Source organism: Pelosinus sp. IPA-1, assembly GCF_030269905.1.
Classification (GTDB): Bacteria; Bacillota; Negativicutes; order DSM-13327; family DSM-13327; genus Pelosinus.
The window spans coordinates 196,158-220,388 of the sequence record NZ_BSVC01000007.1; the positions used below are offsets into that span (position 1 = coordinate 196,158).

19 protein-coding genes and 1 riboswitch are annotated in these 24,231 nt (G+C 38.4%); of the genes, 16 read left to right on the forward strand and 3 right to left on the reverse strand.

Features of this window, described 5'->3' with window-relative positions; all coding sequences use genetic code 11:
• Positions 1–20: 20 nt before the first annotated feature.
• Positions 21–154: riboswitch (cyclic di-AMP (ydaO/yuaA leader) on the forward strand.
• 145 nt (positions 155–299) lie between these two features.
• On the forward strand, positions 300–1,067 hold the full coding sequence (locus QSJ81_RS17975; protein ID WP_285718726.1) for a 4-hydroxy-tetrahydrodipicolinate reductase: 768 nt from the start codon (positions 300–302) through the stop codon (positions 1,065–1,067).
• Between the two features lie 183 nt (positions 1,068–1,250).
• Here the strand turns inward: QSJ81_RS17975 and QSJ81_RS17980 are convergent, their stop codons facing one another.
• Together QSJ81_RS17980 and QSJ81_RS17985 are read right to left on the reverse strand one after the other, a co-directional pair.
• Positions 1,251–2,483 (reverse strand): ATP-binding protein, encoded by a 1,233-nt coding sequence (locus tag QSJ81_RS17980; RefSeq protein WP_285718727.1) that lies wholly within the window; start codon positions 2,481–2,483, stop codon positions 1,251–1,253.
• A 5-nt stretch (positions 2,484–2,488) separates the two neighbouring features.
• Entirely contained in the window at positions 2,489–3,349 is an 861-nt protein-coding gene (locus tag QSJ81_RS17985) for a PstS family phosphate ABC transporter substrate-binding protein (protein WP_285718728.1), read from the reverse strand.
• Between the two features lie 504 nt (positions 3,350–3,853).
• On the opposite strand from QSJ81_RS17985, the gene QSJ81_RS17990 reads away from it, so the two are divergent.
• The 5 genes from QSJ81_RS17990 to holA all read left to right on the forward strand — a co-directional run bounded on the left by QSJ81_RS17990 (position 3,854) and on the right by holA (position 11,019).
• Entirely contained in the window at positions 3,854–5,020 is a 1,167-nt protein-coding gene (locus QSJ81_RS17990) for a hypothetical protein (RefSeq protein ID WP_285718729.1), read from the forward strand.
• Positions 5,021–5,031: 11 nt separating this feature from the next.
• Entirely contained in the window at positions 5,032–5,811 is a 780-nt protein-coding gene (locus tag QSJ81_RS17995; protein WP_285718730.1) for a PRC-barrel domain-containing protein, read from the forward strand.
• 74 nt (positions 5,812–5,885) lie between these two features.
• Positions 5,886–7,244 (forward strand): VanW family protein, encoded by a 1,359-nt coding sequence (locus QSJ81_RS18000; RefSeq protein WP_285718731.1) that lies wholly within the window; start codon positions 5,886–5,888, stop codon positions 7,242–7,244.
• Between the two features lie 225 nt (positions 7,245–7,469).
• Entirely contained in the window at positions 7,470–9,845 is a 2,376-nt protein-coding gene (locus tag QSJ81_RS18005) for a DNA internalization-related competence protein ComEC/Rec2 (protein WP_285718732.1), read from the forward strand.
• Between the two features lie 136 nt (positions 9,846–9,981).
• Positions 9,982–11,019, forward strand: a complete 1,038-nt coding sequence (holA, locus tag QSJ81_RS18010) for a DNA polymerase III subunit delta (RefSeq protein WP_285718733.1) — start codon at positions 9,982–9,984, stop codon at positions 11,017–11,019.
• Positions 11,020–11,306: 287 nt separating this feature from the next.
• Here the strand turns inward: holA and rpsT are convergent, their stop codons facing one another.
• Positions 11,307–11,573, reverse strand: coding sequence for a 30S ribosomal protein S20 (gene rpsT, locus QSJ81_RS18015; RefSeq protein WP_038671591.1), 267 nt, complete (start codon positions 11,571–11,573; stop codon positions 11,307–11,309).
• Between the two features lie 222 nt (positions 11,574–11,795).
• Here rpsT and gpr point away from each other — a divergent pair, with 222 nt between their 5' ends.
• The 10 genes from gpr (at position 11,796) to dnaJ (ending at position 24,129) form a co-directional block, all read left to right on the forward strand.
• The gene (gpr, locus tag QSJ81_RS18020; protein ID WP_285718734.1) at positions 11,796–12,770 is read left to right on the forward strand and encodes a GPR endopeptidase; all 975 of its coding nucleotides are present in this window, start codon (positions 11,796–11,798) and stop codon (positions 12,768–12,770) included.
• A gap of 135 nt (positions 12,771–12,905) precedes the next feature.
• Positions 12,906–13,967: a stage II sporulation protein P gene (spoIIP, locus tag QSJ81_RS18025; protein ID WP_285718735.1), complete on the forward strand. Its 1,062-nt coding sequence runs from the start codon at positions 12,906–12,908 to the stop codon at positions 13,965–13,967.
• Positions 13,968–14,006: 39 nt separating this feature from the next.
• On the forward strand, positions 14,007–14,423 hold the full coding sequence (locus tag QSJ81_RS18030; protein WP_285718736.1) for a hypothetical protein: 417 nt from the start codon (positions 14,007–14,009) through the stop codon (positions 14,421–14,423).
• Between the two features lie 170 nt (positions 14,424–14,593).
• On the forward strand, positions 14,594–16,390 hold the full coding sequence (gene lepA, locus QSJ81_RS18035) for a translation elongation factor 4 (RefSeq protein ID WP_285718737.1): 1,797 nt from the start codon (positions 14,594–14,596) through the stop codon (positions 16,388–16,390).
• A 16-nt stretch (positions 16,391–16,406) separates the two neighbouring features.
• Positions 16,407–17,543, forward strand: coding sequence for a radical SAM family heme chaperone HemW (hemW, locus tag QSJ81_RS18040; protein ID WP_285718738.1), 1,137 nt, complete (start codon positions 16,407–16,409; stop codon positions 17,541–17,543).
• Positions 17,544–17,646: 103 nt separating this feature from the next.
• Positions 17,647–18,675: a heat-inducible transcriptional repressor HrcA gene (hrcA, locus tag QSJ81_RS18045; RefSeq protein WP_285718739.1), complete on the forward strand. Its 1,029-nt coding sequence runs from the start codon at positions 17,647–17,649 to the stop codon at positions 18,673–18,675.
• 91 nt (positions 18,676–18,766) lie between these two features.
• Complete coding sequence (locus QSJ81_RS18050) at positions 18,767–20,332, forward strand: TCP-1/cpn60 chaperonin family protein (RefSeq protein WP_285718740.1); 1,566 nt, start codon at positions 18,767–18,769, stop codon at positions 20,330–20,332.
• A 35-nt stretch (positions 20,333–20,367) separates the two neighbouring features.
• Positions 20,368–20,919 carry a nucleotide exchange factor GrpE gene (gene grpE, locus QSJ81_RS18055; protein WP_502929667.1) on the forward strand — a complete coding sequence of 184 codons (552 nt, stop codon included), beginning with the start codon at positions 20,368–20,370 and terminating at the stop codon, positions 20,917–20,919.
• Between the two features lie 63 nt (positions 20,920–20,982).
• On the forward strand, positions 20,983–22,809 hold the full coding sequence (gene dnaK / locus QSJ81_RS18060) for a molecular chaperone DnaK (RefSeq protein WP_285718742.1): 1,827 nt from the start codon (positions 20,983–20,985) through the stop codon (positions 22,807–22,809).
• A gap of 183 nt (positions 22,810–22,992) precedes the next feature.
• Entirely contained in the window at positions 22,993–24,129 is a 1,137-nt protein-coding gene (gene dnaJ / locus QSJ81_RS18065; RefSeq protein ID WP_285718743.1) for a molecular chaperone DnaJ, read from the forward strand.
• Positions 24,130–24,231 lie beyond the last annotated feature (102 nt).

Below are 24,231 nucleotides of genomic sequence, written 5' to 3' on the forward strand. Positions count from 1 at the left end.
GTTAGAGAAATTTAAATTCTCTAAGGTAATCGCCGAGTTTCATTTACTGGAAACGGGGGACCCATTTTTGGGGTGAATCCTGTGCAAGCAGGTAGGGCGAATTTCTTTCTGCCCGAATCCGTCAGCTAACCTCGTAGGCGTTGAAAGAGAAGGATTTAGTTGTCCTGCCATAAAAAAAGGACCAGTAATGGTCTTTTTTGATATTCCTTCTCAAAAACTGGTTTTGTAAAAAGTGCTATTTCATGCAGGATGAAGGGTAGCAGCGGAATAACAAATTACAGTTATAGGGAGGAGTTTTTTTGGAGAAAATCAAGATTGGTGTTTTTGGCTTTGGGAAAACAGGTAAAGTTATCAGTAATGAATTCCTCAATGACAATTTATTTACGCTGGCGTGGGTAGTGCGTAGAAGTAACGAGGATCATCACAAATATGCCAGTCGCCTATTAGGATATGAGTTTGATGCAGGGGAGATTTTTTCTATTGAGGACATTGATGAGGATTTCTTTTTAGAAAATCCAGTAGATGCTCTTGTAGATTTTTCGGATTCTACAGGGATTCATTTATACAGTAAAGCAGCGGAAGTGGGAATTCCGATTATTTCTGCAATTTCAAAATATGAACCGGAGGAAATGGATCTACTAAAATCCTTTTCAGATACTACTTCAGTACTTTATTCTCCCAATATTACTTTGGGGATTAACGTATTACTGGTAGCAGCCCAAATTTTGCAAAAAATAGCTCCTCATGCAGATATTGAAATTGTAGAGGAGCATTTTAAAGGTAAAAAAGAAGTTTCAGGAACAGCACAAAAAATTGCAAGTGCTCTTAGCCTCAATGTAGAAGAGCACATAAATTCAATTCGTGTTGGCGGAATTGTTGGGCGCCACGAAATCATCTTCGGGATGCCAAATCAAACCATTCGATTATCTCATGAAAGCATCAGCAGGGGAGCGTTTGGTCAAGGGGCTATTTTTGCAGTAAAATTTCTCATTTGCCAACCGCCAGGAATGTATAGCATGGAAAATATAATTGCCGAGATGTTCAGACAGAATATCCCTGTATATTAATTCGAAAATGGGTTTTAATAATGGGAATATTGTTGCCACTGTATATGGTAATTGTGAGTAAAATATTATATTATGTAAAAAAACAGATGGAGTCTACAAAACGGATTCCATCTGTTTCTTTTTGAAGATGATATGGCTCTTATTAGGATTAGCTACTTGTTTTATAGTAGAAACTTTTCTTATCTAGACCACTTGTGGGAAAAAGATTGAAAAGGTTGTACCATCTTTGCTTGTTACGAAATCTATTTTGGCTTTGTGGCGGTGAGCGATACTATAACAAACAGCAAGTCCCAGTCCAGTACCTGTGTCTTTGGTAGTAAAAAAAGGCGTTCCCAGCTTTGTAATCAAGTTAGGATCAATTCCTTTCCCCTGATCAATGATGGATAGAACAACATAGTTGTCTAGAGTATAGGAACGAATTGATAAACAGCCGCCATATTGCATTGCTTCAAACCCATTTCTAGTAAGATTTAATATCAGCTGTTTTATTTCTTTTTCATCCAATAGTAGATTTGGTATACTTTTCAAATCAAGATCTAGTTTCATTCCGTGGAGCAGGGCATCTGACTCAAGGAGTGGCTGAAAAGCTTCAATAATTTGATTTAGGCTGCAGGGAGTCATGTTGATCGCTTTCTCATGGGATAAAGAAAGAAATTCCGCAATAATGCTATTGGCACGGCTTAACTCATCAAGCATTAAGTTAAATTGGGATGCAAAAGGGGCAAAAACTGTTTTTTGCGAAAGAAATTGCAAATACCCTTTAACTGTTGTTAGTGGGTTTCTGATTTCGTGTCCAATAGCAGCTGCCATCTGACCGACAAGACTTAACCGATCAAGGCGCGCTACTTCTAAATCAGTTTGTCTTTTCGTTTGGTCTGCATGGCTTTGGACATCTTTTTCCGCTAGTTTAACGATATTGACTGGAAACCTGTATAGAAGAATGCCTATACTGAGTCCTAAAAATGTAAAGAAAAATAGTAGAACCGTAATTGTTATAAGCAGAGGCTGGATATTTTGTTCAATTTCAATATATCCGTAAGTTTCATTACCATATTTAACGGGTGTTTGAAAAGCATAGGTTAGGTTAACCTTCTCATTTAGAACATGCTCGAATTTTAGATCCAAATTTCTATCATATGATTTAATTGATTTAATTTCATGTTGATAGTTTGTTTCATTAATAAATTCTATAAACTTAGTTATATTGTAATACCATAAATCTGGATTATCCATGGCACTTCTTCCTACTTTACGGGCAATATCTTCTGTATGGCGAACTGCAATTTCATTAAAATCCCGCCAAGCCATTATGCCATAAGTAACAGGGGTCATAAAACTGATTGCCATGCCGATTATTGTAGCTAGAATAGCCATTTGATGAGAAAAGTTTTGAGAAAATTGCAAGCGTGTTGACATGGTAATCACCTTCTAATTGGGCTAGAGCCCCATTTTTCAAGTATTTCTTGTCCTTCGTTTGAGAATACGTATTCCAGAAAGTCAGCAGCGCGATTACTAAGCGTATCCTTGTAAATAAAGGAAAGATCTTCTGTCAGCTTATAGGTACCATTGCGGATATTTTCAGTAGTAGGAGATATGCCATTATAATCTAATGGTTTTGTTTTGACACCTTCTTTAGCGATTTCTGTAGAAACTGTTAATCCAAAGGCACCCTTATTTTCTTTGATTACTTCGGACATATCACTATCACGGTAGACGATTTGCCAGCGCTGCTGTTCAGAAGCATCCATTAATGCTTCTCGATAACCTGGAACTACATTAAAAAGAGCTAAGTTGGAACTGTCGTTACTTTGTCTTAGAAAGACATGTATTTTGGTACCATTAGACCAGGTTGTTTTAGAGCCTTTTATTATTGAAATAATATCTGCGTCAGAAAGTGTTGAATCAGGTGTATTTATATGTGAGCCGAAAACAACCGCTACTTTCGCGTAAGGTATTTCTTTTAACCCTGCAGTATACTCATTAGAAGTAAGATGCTTAGAGATTAGTCCTAGCTCTAAGCTCCCACTTTTTACTGCGTTGATTGCTCCATCAGAGCCGATACTTCCAGGGACATCAATTTTAATACCTGTTTTAGCATAATAACCTTCTGCCAATTTAGCGGTAACAGGAAGATTCGTGCCAGATCCTGCGATTACAAAAGGTGTATTTGTGTTTTGGGACTGGGAAGTATTTGTAATGACGCTCCTACTTTTTTCACTACACCCCATGGTAAGGGCTGAAATAAGAAGTAAGCAGGCTATAAAAATAAGCCTTAGATTCAATATATACCCTCCTTGTTGATGTTATAATGTTACCCCTGTGTTTCATTATAACTCCTATCATTTCTTTAAAACATACAGATTGTCAAAAAAATTGAAAAATGATAAGATTTATCGATTTTAACGAAAAGTAGTTAAAAATGATAACTGGTTAAAACCGTAGAAAGGGATTTTCGAGAAACGGCGGCTCGAAAGTCCCTTTTCTACTTTTGTAATATAGAAATTTGGTCCCACAGCTTAATCTATAAATTAAAGCGTTTAGTACGAGATCAGATGGCATATGAAGCCTAAAAAAGGGATGTTTCGACAAAAAAATACAAAAAACAGGAGTAAAGTCTTGAAAAAAAGGACTTTGGTACAAAGGGCAAAAACGATAATAAAGAGAAACAATTGAGGTTGAGATTATTGTAAGATAATTCCCGGGGGATGTATAAGGCAAACTTTACAATAGGTAAGCTTTTGACGTTAGAATATATCCACTGAACTTTGAATGGCTGGTGGGATTGTATGAAATACATAGTAATTACAGTAGTGGCTATTTCGGTAAATGTAATCATCATGTATACGTTAGGGAATAAGGTGCTTGGTGTCAAGCTTCGACCAAAATCACTTATAATGTGTGGATTTTGCGCCCTATTGCTCAGTCTAGTGCTTCCACGCATCATAGTGAATTTTACTAGCATAGCAGCTACAATTTCTTTTTTTGCTGTCTTCGCGATCATACTTGCTGGATTTATAGTTTATTACGATGATAAGGAAGAATTTGACTCAATTTCTAGCCCTGGTCAGATCATAGAAATTGAACCGGGATCATTGTCTGAGTTTGAGTATCTTTACCAGAAGGTATGTCTAGAAGACGGAGCCGGGGTAGTTGCTGATACAATGCTAGTCAATAGAGTCGAGACAAAGGAATCAAGTAGGCTGTATTTGCTCAATAGTCCTGCCGGTGAAAGTATTGAAGCTGAAACGGCTGAATGTTCTAAAGACGTTGAAGAGCAGCTAGAATCTGAATGCCTGTTAGAACCTGATGTGGTAAAAACTACATCTGTTGAATCTTCAATAGCAAAAGTCATTGTGGAGAATATTGAGATTGCTGTCTCGCCAAAAATAATAGATGAAGTAATGGATGATTTTCCCACTTGTGAGGAGGACTCGAGCTCTGTATCTAAGGCTGAGATGATGCCCGATAATAAAGTTTTGGTTTTGGATAATGACAAAAATATTACCTTCGAAGAGGTTGAGAAGAGCCAGTCTGAAGTTGGTCCGGCTTCGGACTCTCTTGATGATTTACTAGAATGTGCTTTTAGTTATAAGGAACGTGGGGATGATGCCTGCGCTCTTGCTACCTTTAAATATGCTCTCACACTTCATCGAGACAAAGAAATTGCGCCTTTCCTTGTTATTGAGATGGCCAACCTTCTAAAAAAGGAAGGTTCCTATGATGATGCCATTGCAGTGTTAACTGAAAGTCGAAATTTACCAGCAATCCGCGAAAATCATGGATTAGACCAGGATTTTATTAATACTATTGCTTATTTACGTATCATCAAAAATACTTTAGCGGAGCATCATTTGACTTGTTTGCCGATTGGTGAAATACCGATTGAAATATTTAAAAGAATTGATGATGAATTTCGTGAATGGCGCAGTTTCTCTAACGTATCTAATTATTAGGAGGCATTATTGTGAAAAAAAATAGTGAAATTTTAGGGTTGCCTGTTATTAGCCTTACTGAAGGTAGCGAGTTAGGGCGGGTGAAATGTCTTGTCATCAACGCAGCAAAAGGTGCTGTTGCTGCTATGGTAATTGAAGACGATAATTGGTATAAAGTAGGTGCTAAACTATTACCTTTTACAGCTGTTATTGGTGTTGGAGATAATGCTGTCACTGTTGAAAATAGTTCTAGCATCCTTCCTATTGCCCATGACCAAGAAATTGAAAAACTACTTGACGCTAATGTTAAGGTGATTGGGGCTAAAGTGCTAACGCAACTTGGTGGTTTTCAGGGACGAGTATCTGAATATAGTGTAGATGAAAGTGGTAAAATAGGTAGTTGTCAAATTGAAGGGCCGAATGGAGAAGTTGATCAGATACAGGGACAACGCATTCGCACCTTTGGTAAAGAGATTTTGATCATTTCTGACGACAAAAGCAGTGTTACCCCAGATCCTATAGTTCAGGCTGAAACAGTTACTATTAATCCAGGACCAACACCAATTACTAATAACACTACAAATCCAGTTGTGGAAGAAGTGCCACAACCGGTTGTGGTAGAGTCTAGTGACGATTCGGTCAAGAAATTTGAAGAAAAACAACGGGCATATTTACTAGGGAAAAAAGCCACTCGTCGAATTGAAGCTGATAACGGTGTTGTAATTGTTGAACAAGGCGGTGAAATTACTAAGGAAGTTATTCAAGAAGCACAAAACGCTGGTAAACTTGTTGAACTATCAATGAATATTTAAAATAAGAGGCTCCTTTTTTTGGGGCCTCTCATTATTATACTTTTTACTTAGAAAGGTGCGGTGTTGTGCAGCCTGTGAAATCGAAACGAATTACTAAATTTATAATATTTTTTAACATAATTGTGGTATTTAGCCTCGTTGGTTTTGTAGCTACAAATGTTGTCTACATGATGACTGGTGACATCTATAATGGAGTAAGAGTTGGGGATATTGATGTGGGCGGTTTGTCCATTGATCAGGCTGAGAGAAAAATTAATGATGCTTATAGGGAAAAGACTCAGCAATCTGTACTTAACTTAGTTTATAACAATAGATGGTCAGTGACCGCAGCTGAAATTGATCTAACCATCGATGCTGAATTGCTAGCTAAGCAAGCTTACGCCGTGGGGCGTCAAGGAAGTATGATTCGTCGGCTCCAGGAAAGATATTTTGCACTTATTCAAGGCCATATGATACCGATTACGCCCTCATATAATAAGGATAAACTGAATGATGTATTAATTAGCATAGCTGGAAATATTGACTGTGAGGCGCAGAGTTCTATACTGCGTTATACTAATAATATAGTGGAAATATTGCCGGAGATTGTTGGTAAAAAGGTTGATATAGTAAGGACTAGCACTGAAATTGCTAATCGGTTAAATTCAGGACTGCCCCTAACCTTATCGCTAGCAGTGAATGAAATCCAGCCGAAGATCATTGCCAGAGACCTAGGAGATATTAATGGAGTTCTTGCTTCTTATAGTACTCAATTTGATTCTTCTGATAAAAATCGTAGTGAGAACATTCTTATTGCCGCCCAAAACATTAATGGTGTTCTTGTAAAAAGTGGTGATTTTTTTTCCTTTAATACCTACGTTGGTTTGCGCTTAGCGCAGTATGGTTACAAAGAAGCACCAGTATTCATCAATGGTAAGCTACTGCCTGATTTTGGTGGTGGTGTGTGTCAGGTTAGTAGTACATTGTATAATGCGATTCTATTAGCAGATATGGCGGTTGAGGAACGTACGTCGCATTTTAGGCCGCCTAGCTATGTTCCTATTGGGCGGGATGCTACTGTAGCAGATAATTTATTAGATTTTAAATTCAAAAATACTTCACAATCTAACATCTATATACTTTCGGAAGTACTGGGCAATACAGTTAACATTACGATTTTTGGCAGACGGAGTGAAAATCCACCAGATATTCAAATAGTAGCAACTGATAAAAGGGTGCTAGAACCTAACACTATTATAAAACAAGATCCAAAACTTGAGATCGGCAAAGAGGTAATTGAAGAGGAGGGCCTAAAAGGTTTCCAAGTGACTACATACCGAGTCAAGCATTATAAGGGAAAGGAAATTGATCGTGAGTTTATCGCTACAGATGAATTTTCGCCAGTAGATCAAGTCATCCGAATTGGGACGAAGGCTTCTGGAGCAAATAAATAAAAATCTCATACTATTTTAGTCATTTACAGAAACATTACGGGTAATATTAAATCACTATTTGTCATTCGGACAAATAGTGATTTTTGTTTATTACAGGGATAATTTACAAGGATTCATGCAGGGATTTTGTATTTAATGGTAAATCATAGTTTTATAAACAAAGGTAGGCACTAATTCATGGAGACATAGTTAATAGGAAAGAAAAATTGATGAGGGGTAATAACTATGCCTAACTTAGTTGTACTTATTACAGCTGCTTTTGCCGCAGGTATATGGTGTGCTGAATCATTTTCATGGCTATTACCCTTTTTATATGCTAGTAGCTTTGTTACAAGCATTCTTTTGATCAAACAAATATATTCACAAAAGCAGACAGTCTGGTTAATTGTTTTATTATTTTTTATCATTGGCATGTTACGCTTTATTCATGATGATGCCTTAGGTCCGGCGGATATCAGCCACTTTACAGGAAAAAAAGTAACGGTATATGGTACTATTGTGGAAACACCCCAGGTAACTGCTTTAGAGGAAGAAATAAATAAAGTTAGATATATAATAGAAACAAATAAAGTGCAAAGGGAGAAGCAGTCAGTGGTTGCCACAGGGAGATTGTCTGTTTCTAGTAGGCAATCTAACAAAGAAAAAATCTTCCAGCAAGGAAATATGGTGCAAGTAAATGGCGAAATTATTATGCTGCATGGCTATAATAATCCAGGTCAATACGATAGTGTTGCCGCGGCACAATTACAAGGTATTCGAGGGAGGATGTCTGTTTACGGGAAGGAAATAAGCATTGTAGATAATAGTTACTCATGGAAACAGGTAGCGATGACATGGCGAGAAAACATAATCGAAAATATAAAAAAGGTAATGCCTGAAAGTCATGAAGCAATTCTAGCAGGAATTTTATTTGGCGGATATGGGGGGATTCCGCGTGAGATTGTAGCTGATTTTTCAACAACAGGAATTGTACACATTCTGTCTGTGTCAGGATCTCATATTGCTTTGGTGGCAGGGATTATTACTGTATTAGGTAATAATGCATTCAAAGGGTTTATGTTTGCCAATAAAATAGTACCTTTATTTTCAGCTTTTTTTATTGCTTTATATGCGGTCTTTTGTGGACTAACCCCTCCAGTATTGCGTTCTCTCATTATGGGCTTGATTGGATTAGGGGCGGTATGTCTTGAACGAGAAAAGGATGCTGCAGTGGCATTGTGTTTATCTGTGCTTGGTATGTTGATTTATCAGCCGGCTCTGATTTATGATTTGAGTTTCCAGTTATCTTTTGCTTCAACGGCCGGATTGGTTTTCTTACATGCTAAGACTGTGAGTAAATTGCGTTTTTTGCCGCTTTGTCTTGCCAGCCCCTTAGCCATCACCATTTCAGCCCAGGTAGGAGTATTACCCTTTATTGCTTGGTATTTTAATAGTTTCTCCCTTAGCTCTTTTATAGCGAATTTGATCATTGTTCCTATTATTGAAGGTATTCTGATACTAGGGCTGTTTGGTGCTTTTAGTGGTTTGCTGATAGGGTTTGTAGGGAATGTAAGTATGGTTATCTGCAGTTTGCTAATTGGACTCGTTCTTCAATTAACGAAATGGTTGGCTGCAATGCCTGCTGCTAAGTTATATGTACCGTCTATTGGGGTTTTTGGTAGTATACTTTATTATGGATTGCTATGCTGGATGTATGGGTATAAACCGAAAAATGTGTTATCCTTAAGAGAGACGATTAAAAGATGGCCTCAAAAAAGTGCAGTTGTCTTATTATTTCTTGTTTCGTGTATAATAGGCTATACGGTCTATCCTCGCCCTGTAGCGGTTCATTTTATTGATGTGGGTCAAGGTGATGCTGCTCTGATCGTTACGCCCCATGGGCGGGCAATTCTAGTGGATACTGGCGGCACGATGGGAGAAACTGTAGAGTTTGATATTGGCTACCGCGTTGTTTTACCTTACTTGAGGCATTATGGAATACAAGGGCTTGATTATCTTTTTTTGACTCATGGTCACCAAGATCATGCTGGTGGAGCAGCGGGGATAGCGAGAGAAATTCCGGTGAAAAATATTATGTTATCACAGGAAAAATATACACAAGCAGTTGTTAATTTATTGCATGTTATACCTCGCAGTAGCGTTATCATCGCTACTTACGAAGGACAGAGGATAGAACTTGATGGCGTTGTTATTGAGGTGTTACATGCTGATACTGGAATGAATGGACAGAGCGGAAATGAGGTTTCAAGTGTAGTACGAGCAAGTTACGGGAAGTATAGTTTCTTATTTACGGGTGATCTTCCAGCCCATGGTGAGGAACAAATGCTACAAAGTAATAAGGATATTTCCAGTACGGTACTTAAGGTAGGTCATCATGGGGCGAGAACTTCCTCAACAGTGGAATTTTTGCAAGCTGTAGCGCCTAAGTATGCAGTTATTTCTGTAGGAAATAATAATTCTTTCGGGCATCCTCACGGCGATACCATTCGACGTTTAGAAGCACAACATAGTACAATATATCGTACAGATAAGCAAGGGGCTATCGTATTTAATACAAACGGTACAAAAATGGAAGTGGATACTTTTTTATCTTCTGACTAACCTGCTATAAGAGTTCCATCTTATATAAGTGGGGCAGAGCTAAATTCTAGATAAGTAAGATTGATTCAAGGAGTTAAAGAATCTATGAGTCAAGTCTTCAATATATAAAGTAATTCGATTGCAATAGGGGGACGTTATGAGTTATGCAGCAGTTTTAGAAGAAATTAAAAAAGGGCAAGTAAAATCAATATATCTTTTGCATGGTGAAGAAACTTATTTTATTAGACAAATTGAACAGGCAGTTATTAAGGCCGTACTGGCACCTGAGGAAATAGAGATGAACCTTTTGCATTTAGAAAAGGATCCTACCATAAATGAGTTTATCGCTTTAATCGAAACAGTTCCATTTATGGGTGGAAAAAATGTTATTGTTGTGCGTGGTACCTCCTTGTTTCGTCCAAGAAAAACAGGAAGTAATGAACAAGCCGAAACAGGGGATAAGTTGGATGAGCGTCTGCTAAACGTTATTAGCAATATGCCAGATTACACACATGTTATTCTTTCCACAACGGATAAAGTGGATAAACGCCGAAAACTTTTTAAGATAATAGAAAAGCATGGAGCCGCCGTAGAGGTTGCTAATTTAAAAGGGAAAGACGTAAGAGGGTGGCTTCTACCGAAGCTTAATGAACTAAATAGAAGAATGGCCTCTGACGCGATGGAATACTTCTTGGGAGTTATTAGTATCATGCCTCAAGTATCTTTGGGTTTTTTAGAGAATGAATTGGAGAAGGTAGCTCTGTTTACAGAAGGGAAAAGCGTGATTAGTCATCGTGATTTAGTGGAAATCATGTCTTCCATTCCAGAAATATCAATCTTTTCTATGATTGATGCGGTTAGCCAGAAGCAATTAGGAAAAGCACTTCAATTGCTGGGAGAACAGGTTAAATCAGGAGAACATCCTCTTAAATTATTATCTTTACTTGCACGTCAAGTGCGTCTTATGTGGCAAGCTAGAGAGATGGAAAAAGATGGACGTAGCACTAAAGAAATTTCAGAAAAACTTGGTGTAATGCCCTTCATTGGTGAAAAGATGCTAAAACAGAGTCAGAATTTTAGGTTAGAGGCTTTGAAAGAAGCGACCTTAGCTTTGGCAACAGCGGATTATGACTTAAAATCAGGTAGAGCCAATCATTCCGTAATTGAACAAATTATTATTGCCCTTTGTAGATAAAGAAGACTTGATTCAGATGCTGTTTAAACTCCATCTGAATCTTAGCCCTTCTTATCCAGGGACTTAGCTGCTCTTAAACTCCCACTTATATAAGTGAGCCTTAGATTCGCAAATCCTTAGAGCGAACTTACTTCGAGTTTTACAGACTGTTATCCTAATCAGAGGGCAGGATATTACAGGCTGTTAACGAGATGGGAATCTTAGCGCGGTTTAGTCAACGGATAAATAGTTAAATAAAACGCAAAAGCCCCTGTTCATTACGTAATGAACAGGGGCTTTTTTCTTAATTACTTAGCTAAGGCATTAAGTTTACGAGCTAATCTCGATTTCTTGCGGGCCGCGGCATTTTTATGAACAACACCTTTGCTGGCTGCCTTGTCAATCGTTTTGCTAGCATTAATTAGAAGGGCTTTCGCCTCATCGTTTTTACCAGCAGCTACGGACTCAACTACTTTGCGAGATACAGTTCTAATGGTTGATCTCACCGCAAAGTTTCTAGCACGTCGCTCAGCATCGGTTTTTACGCTACGTTCAGATGATTTAATGTTTGGCAAGTGATTCACCTCCTTAAAGAGCATGTTACCTATAGTATCTTAGCATGTGATTATGGAAAATGCAAGTAACATTTAATAAATTTATGACTATAAGTTGGGAATTCTTTAGAGTAGTTATGTTGCCCTAATAGGGCAAGGTTTGTGAAGGCTGGTATTGATTTGTATAGCTATTATTAATTTAGGGTAATATAACCTTGATTTTATAAATAAGGAGTGATAAGGGTGAGCCATTTCACAGGAAGCAGTCGTACTGACTTAGCACTAGAAGTGCGGGAGATGTTAACTAAAGAAGTTAGTGAAGATATTCCAGGTGTTCTAGTGGAAACGGCAGAGGATGAGGAAGTTATTATTACTAAGGTTAATATTACGACTCCCGAGGCGGAGAAAATAATGGGTAAAGGAAAAGGGACTTATGTGACTATTGAAGCTCAGGGGCTTCGTTATAAAAATACTCCTTTACAGCAAAAGATTATGAAACTCTTAGCGAAAGAACTGGTTGACATGGCGGACTTGGGAGAAAATGCTACTGTATTGGTTATCGGTCTAGGAAATTGGAATATTACACCTGATGCCTTAGGACCTAGAGCAATTGATAAAATAGTAGTGACTCGTCATTTGCAGGAAATGTTATCACCTGAACTTAAGGGTGGGGTGCGATCAGTTTGTGCCATAGCACCAGGTGTTTTGGGTATTACGGGGATGGAAACGGTGGAAATTGTACAAGGACTAGTTAGTAAAATAAAACCGAATTTAGTTATTGCCATTGATGCATTGGCAGCGGCTTCTACTCGCAGAGTGATTACTACAGTCCAGTTGGCAAATACAGGCATCAGTCCTGGCTCAGGTGTAGGAAATAAACGTTTTGGATTAACGAAGGAATCTTTAGGCGTGCCTGTTATTGCCATTGGAGTACCTACTGTTGTTCATGCCTCTACGATTGCGATGGATACGATTAATACATTGCAAGAACATGCTCCTTTTGCACGTTATTTTAAAAGTATGGAGCATTTATCAGATACAGATCGCCGTACAATTGTCGGCCAAGTTCTACCTGAAGTGTTGGGCGATTTAATGGTTACCCCTAAGGAAGTAGATCGTTTCATTGATGATATTGCCGTCGTTTTAGCTGGGGGGATCAACCAAGCTATGCACCCGCATATTGACTATGAAAACATACATACCTATTTACATGGTTAAGATGATTCATTGTTTTCTTATATCGTAATCAGTACTATCCTTCTCCTCCAAAGCATATACATTGTATGTAAACAAAAAAGTGTGACAACCTGTGCTTGCTGTTATTCTTAGCATAGATGTCAGTGGGAGGAAAGGATGTTAACAAGACGCGCTCGCCATAGAAAAAAGTATAAGTCATCTAAAAGGATAGCAGTAATTCTTTTATTGTTATTTTTGTTATGTGTAGCAATATGGCCTCATCTTGGGATATCTGAAGAAGCTTTAGCAGTGAGTGCCAGTAGTTCAATACAACAAAAACAGTATAGAGTGCCACAATGGCGTGATATATTATTTTCGGGAGTTCCAGGATTAAATACTGCTACAGAGTTGAAAAATCCAGTTACCATAAAAAATGAAGTTAGTATACAGCAAGTCGTCAGAGAGACATTGTTATTTTTTATCGGTGTAGATATTAAGGATATGAGATCTATCTTTCAGGCTGAAATTCCTATATTAGCAAAATTTAAAGCAGGGCCACAAACAGTAAGTGCGATGAGTCTGCCTAATTTTCCAAAATTTGAAACAAAAAACAGTTTGCCAAGTGGCAAGCCTTTGGTAGGGTTATATTATACTCACACAGCAGAGTCCTTCATTCCTAGTTCTGGAGCAGCGCACAAGCCAGGTGGTCAGCGGGGAGATATTGTAGACGTGGGAGAAGCCTTAACAAAAAGATTGGGTACTTATGGTATTTCCACACTACAAAATACTACAATTCATGATTACCCTAGTTTTATGAAAGCTTATGATGCTTCAGAAGTTACTGTGAGGAAGATGTTAGCTGAAAACCCGTCCATTCAGATGCTTTTTGATATTCATCGTGATGCCGATAAACGAGAAAATTATACAGCGACTGTAAATGGTGTAGAGGTCGCAAAAATCAAGATCATCGTTTGTGTAGGGCAACAGGATTTAGTACAGCCCCATTGGCAACAAAATCATGCCTTTGCTAAATTAATTGATGCCAAGTTGAATCAACGTTATCCAGGTCTTTCCCGTGGAATTCAGATGGAAAATTGGCGTTATAATCAACATCTTCACCCACGGGCATTATTAATCGAAATAGGGTGCCAGGAAAGTAGTAAAGAGGAAGCAGAGCGTGGAATTGAAATGTTTGGTGATATATTGGCAGAAATTATTGAGGAGAGCAACAAACAATAGCAATCCAATTGTTCCTCATGTAAGAATAGAGGTGAGGATATGTTTTGCCGCTTAGCTTATAACGATACCATGGTTATTGGACGTGGCTTATTAATTTTAGTTGTAGCGATTATATTAGGTATAACTGCTACAGAACAACAGTTAAATAGCTTAACAGAGAGAGAGAATCAGGCTTATGTCTTTAATATGAATCGTAGTAGTGAGGGAGTTTACAATTTAGAGGTATTGGGGACCAGTTATAAGGTAAGCGCAATGTATAAAGTAGCAGAGATCACGAATCAAGAGAACAACTTACGAATAAAGACACCATATTATACGTTAGCAATTCCTAAATATATATACTTTGATTGCCGAAAAGGTATCGCATGGCTAAGCCTAGAAAGCAGAGAAGTAGAAACATACATAGTAGCGGGATGGCAAAAAATTAAGAAAGAATTAGCTCACATCAAGTTCTAATCTTGCATATATTATAGTTGTCTCCTAGTAAAAGGAAGCCGCCTTTATCAAAGCGGCTTCCTAACTATAAATGTTTATAGCAACAATTCAGGTAATACTTGCAGGTGTTAGGTCCCAAGTGATATAATCAAGAGCAGTAATTATGCTATTGATTTCGAGAGGAGGCCTATATGAAGACGAAGAATATCCGCAATTTCTCGATAATTGCTCATATAGATCATGGAAAATCTACTCTAGCCGATCGGTTGATTGAGTATACAGGCACTCTATCTTCCAGGCAAATGGAAGCCCAGGTTCTGGATAATATGGATCTTGAACGGGAACGTGGTATTACCATTAAAGCACAGTCTGTAAGGTTAGAATACACGGCAAAAGATGGTGAGACTTACATGTTAAATCTCATCGACACACCAGGGCACGTTGACTTTACTTATGAGGTGTCACGCAGTTTGGCAGCTTGTGAAGGAGCGCTCTTGATTGTAGATGCTGCTCAGGGGATTGAAGCACAAACCTTGGCCAACGTGTATTTAGCGTTAGATAATGATTTAGAAATCATTACAGTTATTAATAAAATTGATCTACCAAGTGCTGATCCAGAGAGAGTGAAACAAGAAGTCGAAGATGTAATTGGTCTTGATACTTCTGATGCTGTGTTAACAAGTGCAAAATCAGGTATTGGTATTGAAGAAGTACTAGAGGCAATTGTAAAGAAGATTCCACCACCGACTGGCACGGTGGAAGAGCCATTATGTGCACTTATTTTTGATTCCCATTTTGATGCTTATAAAGGAGTTATTGCCTATGTAAGGGTTATAAACGGCATAATTAGACCTGGTATGAAAATGAAAATGATGGCTACCAATAAAATCGTTGAAGTGACAGAGGTAGGCGTTTTTAGACCGGCTATGACCAATGTTAGTGAACTGGCTCCGGGTCATGTTGGTTTTGTGGCAGGTAGTATTAAAAATGTTAAAGATGTTCGAGTTGGTGACACGATCACTGATGCTGAGCGTCCTGTTGCGGAGGCTTTACCAGGTTATCGTAAGGTTACGCCTATGGTCTATTGTGGTTTGTACCCGGTAGATAGTTCTGAATATGATTTGCTTCGCGATGCTCTGGAAAAATTAAAGCTGAATGACGCATCGCTGGTATTTGAACCTGAGACTTCTAGCGCTTTAGGGTTCGGTTTCCGTTGCGGTTTCTTAGGGCTTTTGCATATGGAAGTCATACAGGAACGCTTGGAGAGGGAATATAGTATTACCTTGATTACGACAGCACCGAGTGTTATCTACAAAGTGTTCAAGACAGATGGGGAAATTTTTGAAATCGAAAACCCTTCCAAATTACCAACTCCCCAAGAAATTGAACATATTGAAGAACCTTATGTTAAAGCTATGGTGATTGTTCCAAATGACTATGTAGGTGTAGTTATGGAGTTGTCCCAAGAAAAACGTGGCGAATTCAAGGATATGAAATACCTAGATACAACTAGGGTCATGCTCACCTATCATTTACCTTTGAGTGAGATTATTTATGATTATTTTGATCGTTTAAAATCAGCTACTCGCGGATATGCCTCTTTAGACTATGAATTAATTGGTTATCGACAATCCTTGCTTGTCAAACTTGATATCTTGCTCAACAGTGAACCTGTTGATGCATTATCCATCATTGTACACAGAGATAAGGCAACCTATCGAGGACGTATATTGGTAGAAAAATTAAGGGGAATTATTCCCAGACAAATGTTTGAAATTCCAATTCAAGCAGCTATTGGCAATAAGGTAGTTGCGCGGGAAACTGTAAGAGCAATGCGTAAGGATGTATTAGCAAAATGTTATGGTGGCGATATTAGCCGTAAGCGAAAATTATTGGAAAAACAAAAAGAAGGTAAAAAGCGCATGAAACAGGTAGGTAGTGTGGAAGTGCCGCAAGAAGCCTTTATGGCCATATTAAAGATTGATTAAAAAGGTGATTAGGATAATGAAAATGGGTCTATATATTCACATTCCTTTTTGTCAGCAAAAGTGTTTATACTGTGATTTTCCATCTGAGGCCAATTTGACCCATTTATATCAGCCCTATGTTGCCGCCTTGTGCCAGGAAATTTCTGGCAAGGGCGGTGTTTTATCTGGGGATGTTATTGATACAATATATATTGGCGGTGGCACGCCTACTGTATTAGCAACGGATTCCTTACGGAAGATATTAGAATGTGTACACAGTTCCTTTATTATTGATAAAAACGCTGAAATAAGTATAGAAGCGAATCCTGGTACAGTTGATCAAAATAAACTACGGGCCTTAAGGGCAAGTGGTGTGAATCGAATTAGTTTTGGTGTGCAAAGCTTTTCTGATGAACTACTACAGTCAATTGGTAGAATACATTGTGGACAAGAAGCAATGCAAGCAATACAGGAAGCACAAAATGCAGGATTTGAAAATATTAATATTGACTTAATGTATGGACTACCAGGACAATCTCTTTTGGACTTAGAGGCTAGTGTACGTCAAGCAATTAAGCTTAATGTTACCCATATATCGGCTTATGGATTGAAGGTAGAAGAGGGGACACCTTTTGCGGCAATGCAAAAGCGAGGAAAACTTATGCTGCCAGATGAAGAAATTGATGAGGACATGTATCAATATACAACGGAATTTTTGCCAAGAAGTGGATTTATGAGGTATGAAATATCGAACTTTGCGAAAGTTGGCTTTGAGTGTCGTCATAATTTAAAATATTGGCAATATCAGCCTTACGTGGGGGTAGGCGCAGCAGCGCATTCTTTTTTGTACAAAGAGCGGGTTTCTAATGTAAGTGATGTATCTCAATATATAACATGTCTTTCAATGGGGAAATCGCCAATTAAAGACCGAGAGACACCAGCTATAGAAGTGGCTATGGCTGAATATGTATTTTTAGCATTGCGTACAGTACAAGGATTATCGATGAATGAGTTTGACGAATATTTTCCGTATAACTTTATGGAGCAGTACCAAGATGTCCTTGAAAAACTAACAAGACAAAAGTTGATTGTAGTAGAAGAAAATCAGATATATTTAACAACAATAGGCATGAAGTATGGCAACGTAGTATTTCGTGCATTTTTACCTGAGTAAAACTGATTATTATATCTTGACAATCGAGCGTAGGAGTGGTATTTTTTTAATAGGCGTTAGCACTCTACAGTGTAGAGTGCTAACAATAGGAGGTGGAGCTTGTATGTTAGATAAGAGAAAACGTAGTATTCTCCAAGCGATTGTTGATGACTATATTTCCACCGCAGAGCCTATTGGTTCACGTACGATTGCTAGAAAGCATGATTTGGGTGTTAGCCCAGCAACTATTCGAAATGAAATGGCTGATCTTGAACTATTAGGTTATATTGAACAACTCCATACTTCATCAGGACGAATCCCTTCTGCTAAAGGTTATCGCTTTTATGTAGATTCTTTATTAGAACCAACCCAAATGTCAGATAAAGAAATCGCATTAATAAAAAACTGGTATCAGGAAAAAACTCGTCACGTTGAGGAAGTTTTTCAGGAAACTGCGAAAATCTTATCGAAAATTACTAGTAACATTTCGTTAGTCTTGGTGCCTCAGGTATCACAGTGTGCTTTTAAATACCTAAAGTTCCTACCATTTGATGATTGTCGTACTATTTTAGTAGTCGTAACTGACACAGGCTTTGTCGAAAATAAGGTAATAGATATACCGAAAGGTCTTTCTTTTAATGATTTACAACGTATTGCAGAACATATCAATCGGCGTTTATCTGGTTTGTCTTTTGACAATATTGAAGCATCTATTTTGAGAGATATCCAAAATGATATGTTAGTAGACGTGGATTTATTTGAAACTGCCATGGGGATCTTAAAAAAGGCTTTAGTGGTGGAAAAAAACGAGCGGTTGTATCTTGGTGGTACGACGCAATTGTTAAGCCAGCCCGAATTTAAGAACATCGACAAAGTAAAATCATTTCTGGATATGTTAGAAGAAGAGCAACTCTTAGCAAATATCTTGCAGAATCAAAGAAATGATGGCGTTATTGTTACAATTGGTGATGAAAATAAATATAGTGGCATTCAAGACTGCAGCATGGTGCAGGCTACCTATCGTATTGATGGGCAGGTAGTTGGAACTGTAGCTGTGTTAGGTCCAACAAGAATGGATTATGGGAAAGTGATGTCAGTGTTAGAGTTTATGCATAATCATTTAGGTGAAGTACTGAAAAAATATAAAGTATAAAACGATAGAGTTAGAAATAACTTTTCACCATAATAAGGTATTGCTAACTCTATCATACATATAATATAACTGTAATTGGGAGGAACCAGGAATGAAGCTAAATAAAGCTGGTAATGGTTCTGAAGCGGATGAACGGCTGGCAGCCCTTATGACAAATGCCAATGCGATTCGTGTTGTAACGGCAGCTGTTGAGGGAACAATTGGTCCTAAAGGGCTCGATACCATGCTGCTTGGTTCTTTTGGTGAAGTAATTATTACAAATGATGGTGTTACCATCCTAGAAAAAATGGATGTAGATCATCCAGCCGCTAAGATGCTGATTAATATAGCTAGAGCCCAGCAAGCTGAAGTAGGAGACGGTACAACGACAGCAACGATTATGGCTGGCGGCTTGGTGGGGGAAGGGGTAAACCAAGTAGTAAGAGGTGTACCCATTGCTCGAGTTATTGAAGGCATTAAGCACGGTATTACCCTAGCATTAGAAGGAATAAAACAACGAGCCCACCAAATTCATGACTTACATGATCCTGTGTTACTTAATATTGCCATGATTGCTGGGCGTGAATATAAAGATATTGCTGAACTAGTGATTCGAGCTGCAGGCCTTATAGGGATTGAAAAATTATGCGAAAGTAATTTTAAATTAGCAGACATTATCCTATCTCAAGAAGGTGCCGAGAACGAAGTATTCATGGGTGTTATTATTGATAAAAAAAGAATGACAACAGAGATGCCCCTAGAAGTAAGTCAGATAAAAGTGTTAGTTATTGATGATGCTTTAGAACCTGAAGAAATAGGGGATGAAGCCCTTCGTACCGAACTTGGGTTTAAACGTTATCTTGAACTGCAAAATGAATTTAAAAATAATATACATAAAATCGTGGAGCTTGGTGTTAAGGTCGTTTTGGTAGACAGAGGTGTTCATGATATTGCTGAGGAAATACTTACTGATTCTGGTATTATGGTGATTCAGCGAGTGGCTGCGGAGGAATTACGACGTGCCGCTGAACATGTGGGTGCCCGAATGATAAAACGCACAGGTCTTAAAAAAGATTGTAACGATATCGCTGCTTATTTAGGCGTAGCAGCAAGGGTACATGAGGATGAAAAATTAAAACATATTCGTATTTTAGGTGGCGCTGGTAAGCCAATGGCGACTATTCTGGTAGGTGCTGCAACAGAAGAAGTCGTAGGTGAGAGACAACGTATTGCCAAAGATGCAGCTTCTAGTGTGCAAGCTGCCATTAAAGGCGGTTATGTTCCTGGTGGTGGCTCCATTGAGGTTGCCATTAGCCGTGAGATTAATGCCTCGCGAGAAGCCGTAAAAGGTATGGCGGCATATGGCGTCGATTGTGTAACCCAAGCTTTACGAAGGCCCTTAGCGCAAATCGTAGAAAATGCTGGTTACAATCCGCTAGAAAAAGTAGAAGAGGTTATTGCAGCCCATGCAAATCAAAAAAAAGACTCATTAGGTATAGATTGTGATACTGGTGAAATCGTTAACATGCTGGACATTGGAGTCGTGGATCCAGCAACTGTGAAACTACATGCAATCAAAGCAGCTGGAGAAGTGGCAGTAGCTATTTTGCGTATAGATACAATTATTAAGAAAAAAGAAGAGAACAGCAAAACAGCTAATCTTGCTGGCAAGAACTAAAAAAACAATGGAATTTTATATATGGGGTGATATATTTGAGTGAAACAAAAGAAAAATTAGAGCAAGAAGTTGAAGATAACGCTGTAACATCGGAACCGACAGTAGAAGTGATAGAAGATGCCGATGGTACATCACTAGAAGCGGAACTTCTTGGTAAAGAACGTCTTTTAGAAGAAGCCAACGATCGCTATAAGCGATTACAGGCTGACTTTGATAATTTTCGAAGACGGACTCGTCAAGAAAAGGAAGAGTTATCAAATATTGTAGCGCAGAATGTTATCTTAGAGTTGTTGCCTGTGATTGATAATTTTGAACGAGCCTTAGGCAGTATTGCTACTCAGGATGCGGATAAGATGCTTTCTGGAGTGGAGATGATTTATCGTCAATTGGCACAAGTCTTAGAAAAAAGTGGTTTGACAACAGTTGAGGCAGTTGGTAAGGCTTTTGATCCTCAGCAGCATGAAGCTGTAATGCGAGTAGAAGACGCTGAACAACCAGATGGTACTATTGTTGAAGAATTGCAAAAGGGTTACGCTGTACGAGGTAAAGTAATAAGACCTAGTATGGTAAAGGTAGTAAGTAATTAGAAGTTACTTAATAGAAGCTTCATTTAAAAATAAAAATTTACATATTTCAAGGAGGAATACATAATGGCAAAAGTAATTGGTATAGATCTTGGTACAACAAATTCATGTGTAGCAGTAATGGAAGGTGGGGAACCTGTTGTTATTGCGAATGCCGAAGGAAATAGAATTACTCCTTCTGTAGTGGGTTTTTCAAAAACAGATGAACGTTTAGTTGGTCAATTAGCAAAACGTCAAGCTGTATCCAATCCAGAACGTACAATCAGTTCAATTAAAAGATATATGGGGACTGACCATAAAGTAAAAATTGATGATAAATCATATACTCCACAAGAAATTTCTGCAATGATTTTACAAAAATTAAAGGCCGATGCAGAAGCTTATTTAGGTCAAACGGTAACCCAAGCTGTTATTACTGTACCTGCCTATTATAATGACAGCCAACGTCAAGCGACAAAAGATGCTGGAACAATTGCTGGTCTAGAAGTGTTACGTATTATTAATGAACCAACAGCCGCAGCATTAGCCTACGGTATTGATAAAGGAAACGATCATACTATACTTGTTTTTGACTTGGGTGGTGGTACGTTTGACGTATCTATCTTAGAACTTGGTGAAGGTGTATTCGAAGTAAAAGCTACAAATGGTAATAACCGTTTGGGCGGGGATGACTTTGATGAACGCGTTATGAAATGGTTAATAGCTGAATTCAAAAAGGAAAACGGTATTGATTTATCAAAAGACCGTATGGCAGAACAACGTCTACGTGAAGCTGCTGAAAAAGCCAAAATTGAACTTTCTGGTGTGTTAACAACAAATATTAATCTACCATTTATTACAGCAGACCAAACTGGTCCTAAACATTTAGATGTAAACTTAACAAGAGCTAAATTTGATGAGTTAACTGCTGATCTAGTAGAATCAACTATGGGGCCAACTCGTCAAGCCATGAGTGATGCTGGATTGTCTCCTAAAGATATTGAAAAAGTAATTCTTGTAGGTGGATCTACTCGTATTCCTGCAGTACAAGAAGCAATTAAAAGCTTCTTAGGTAAAGAGCCTCACCGTGGCGTAAATCCTGATGAGTGTGTAGCTGTAGGTGCTGCAATTCAGGCAGGTGTACTAGTAGGCGAAGTAAAAGATGTATTATTGCTCGATGTTACTCCATTGTCCTTAGGGATTGAAACTTTAGGTGGCGTATTCACTAAAATAATTGAGCGTAACACTACAATTCCTACATCTAAGAGCCAAGTATTCTCTACTGCCGCTGATAACCAACCATCTGTAGACATTCATGTTCTACAAGGGGAAAGAGAAATGGCTTCCTATAATAAAACATTAGGTCGTTTTGAACTTAAAGATATTCCACCAGCACAACGGGGTGTGCCACGCATCGAAGTTTCTTTTGATATTGATGCCAACGGTATTGTGCATGTATCTGCCAAGGATTTGGGTACTGGTAAAGAACAAAAAATTACTATTACCTCTTCAGGTGGTATGAGCAAAGAGGATATTGAACGCATGGTAAAAGAAGCAGAGGCCCACGCAGCGGAAGATAAAACCCGTAAGGAAGAAGTAGAAGTTCGCAATAATGCCGACTCTTTGGTCTATCAAGCTGAAAAAACCATTAAAGATATGGGCGATAAAGTAGAAGACAAAGAATTACTAGCAAAAGTACAAAAGGCAGCGGATACATTGAAAGAAAGCCTTAAAGGTACGGATACAGAAAAAATTAAAGCAGATACTGAAGAATTAACAAAACCATTATATGAAATGACCTCTGCTGTTTATAATAAGGAACAAGAAGCTGCAGGACAACAAGCACCTGAGGCCGGCAAGGATGAAAAAGTAGTGGACGCTGAGTACAAAGTTGTCGATGAAGACAAGAAATAGGTACTAGCTGGCATAAGAAAAATCACTGATATTTGGCAGGGATAGGTTGCTTTCCCTGCCAAATACTATATAATTGATAGCGGTAATAACTATAAAACACACTGACACGATTGTGACATCGTGTTTTTGTGGTTCAATTGTTTTTTTATAGTTGTAACTAAAAAGTTTTTAGGATGGTGTAAAGTGAGTAAACGCGACTACTATGAAGTGTTAGGCGTAAGTAAAGGTGCGTCTGATGATGAAATAAAAAAGGCTTTTCGTAAGATGGCCCGTAAGTACCATCCTGACGTAAATCGTGATAATACTAAAGAAGCGGAAGAACAATTTAAAGAAGTAAATGAAGCATATGAAGTTTTATCAAATAGTGAGCGTCGGGCGCAATATGACCAATTTGGTCATGCTGCTTTTGAAGGCGGTGCCGGTGGTGGTGGCGGCGGCTTTGGTGGATTTGGCGGCGGCGGTGGATTTAACGATATTTTTGACATGTTTTTCGGTGGACAGTCTGGTTTTGGTGGACGTCAACCAGGGCCTGAAAAAGGATCTGACCTTAGGTATGACATGGAAATTACTTTCGAACAAGCTGCTTTTGGGGTAGAAACAGAAATACAGATTCCAAGAACAGAAGATTGTAAAAAATGTAACGGGTCAGGTGCTGCACCTGGAACCCATGCTGAAACTTGTGGTCAGTGTAAAGGGACCGGTCAAATTCAAGTGGCCCAAAATACACCGTTTGGCCGTATGATAAATACCAGGGTGTGTGACCGTTGTCATGGAGAGGGTAAAATTGTACAGACGCCATGCAAAGAGTGTCATGGACAAGGTAAAACTCGTGTAAAACGCAAAATTAAAGTCAAAATTCCAGCTGGTGTAGATAATGGTTCAAGACTTAGAGTTAGTCATGAAGGAGAAGCTGGACTACGTGGTGGCCCTCCTGGTGACTTGTATGTTTATATTTTTGTAAAATCTCACAAACTGTTTACACGGGAAGGTAGTGAAGTGATCTGCGAAGTTCCGATCAGCTTCGTTCAGGCTACATTAGGGGATGAAATTGAGGTTCCCACACTAGATGGCAAAGTGAAACTGAAAATTACCGAAGGAACTCAATCAGGTACTATTTTCCGCTTACGCGAAAAAGGGATTCCTCATTTAAGGGGAAATGGTCGTGGTGATCAGCATGTCAGGGTCAAAGTAGTCACACCACAAAAATTAAATGAAAAACAACGAGAACTTTTACAAGAATTTGGGAAAGCTAGTGGTGAGAATATTAATCCTGAGCAAAAGAATTTTTTCAAAAAAGTGAAGGATGTATTTGGGGTATAGGAAATAAATAAACTACCAATATACAAATTTTTGTATATTGGTAGTTTATAATAGGCTATGGAGATATTGCCATGCCCGAACTTAACGTTTTCGGATGGGATA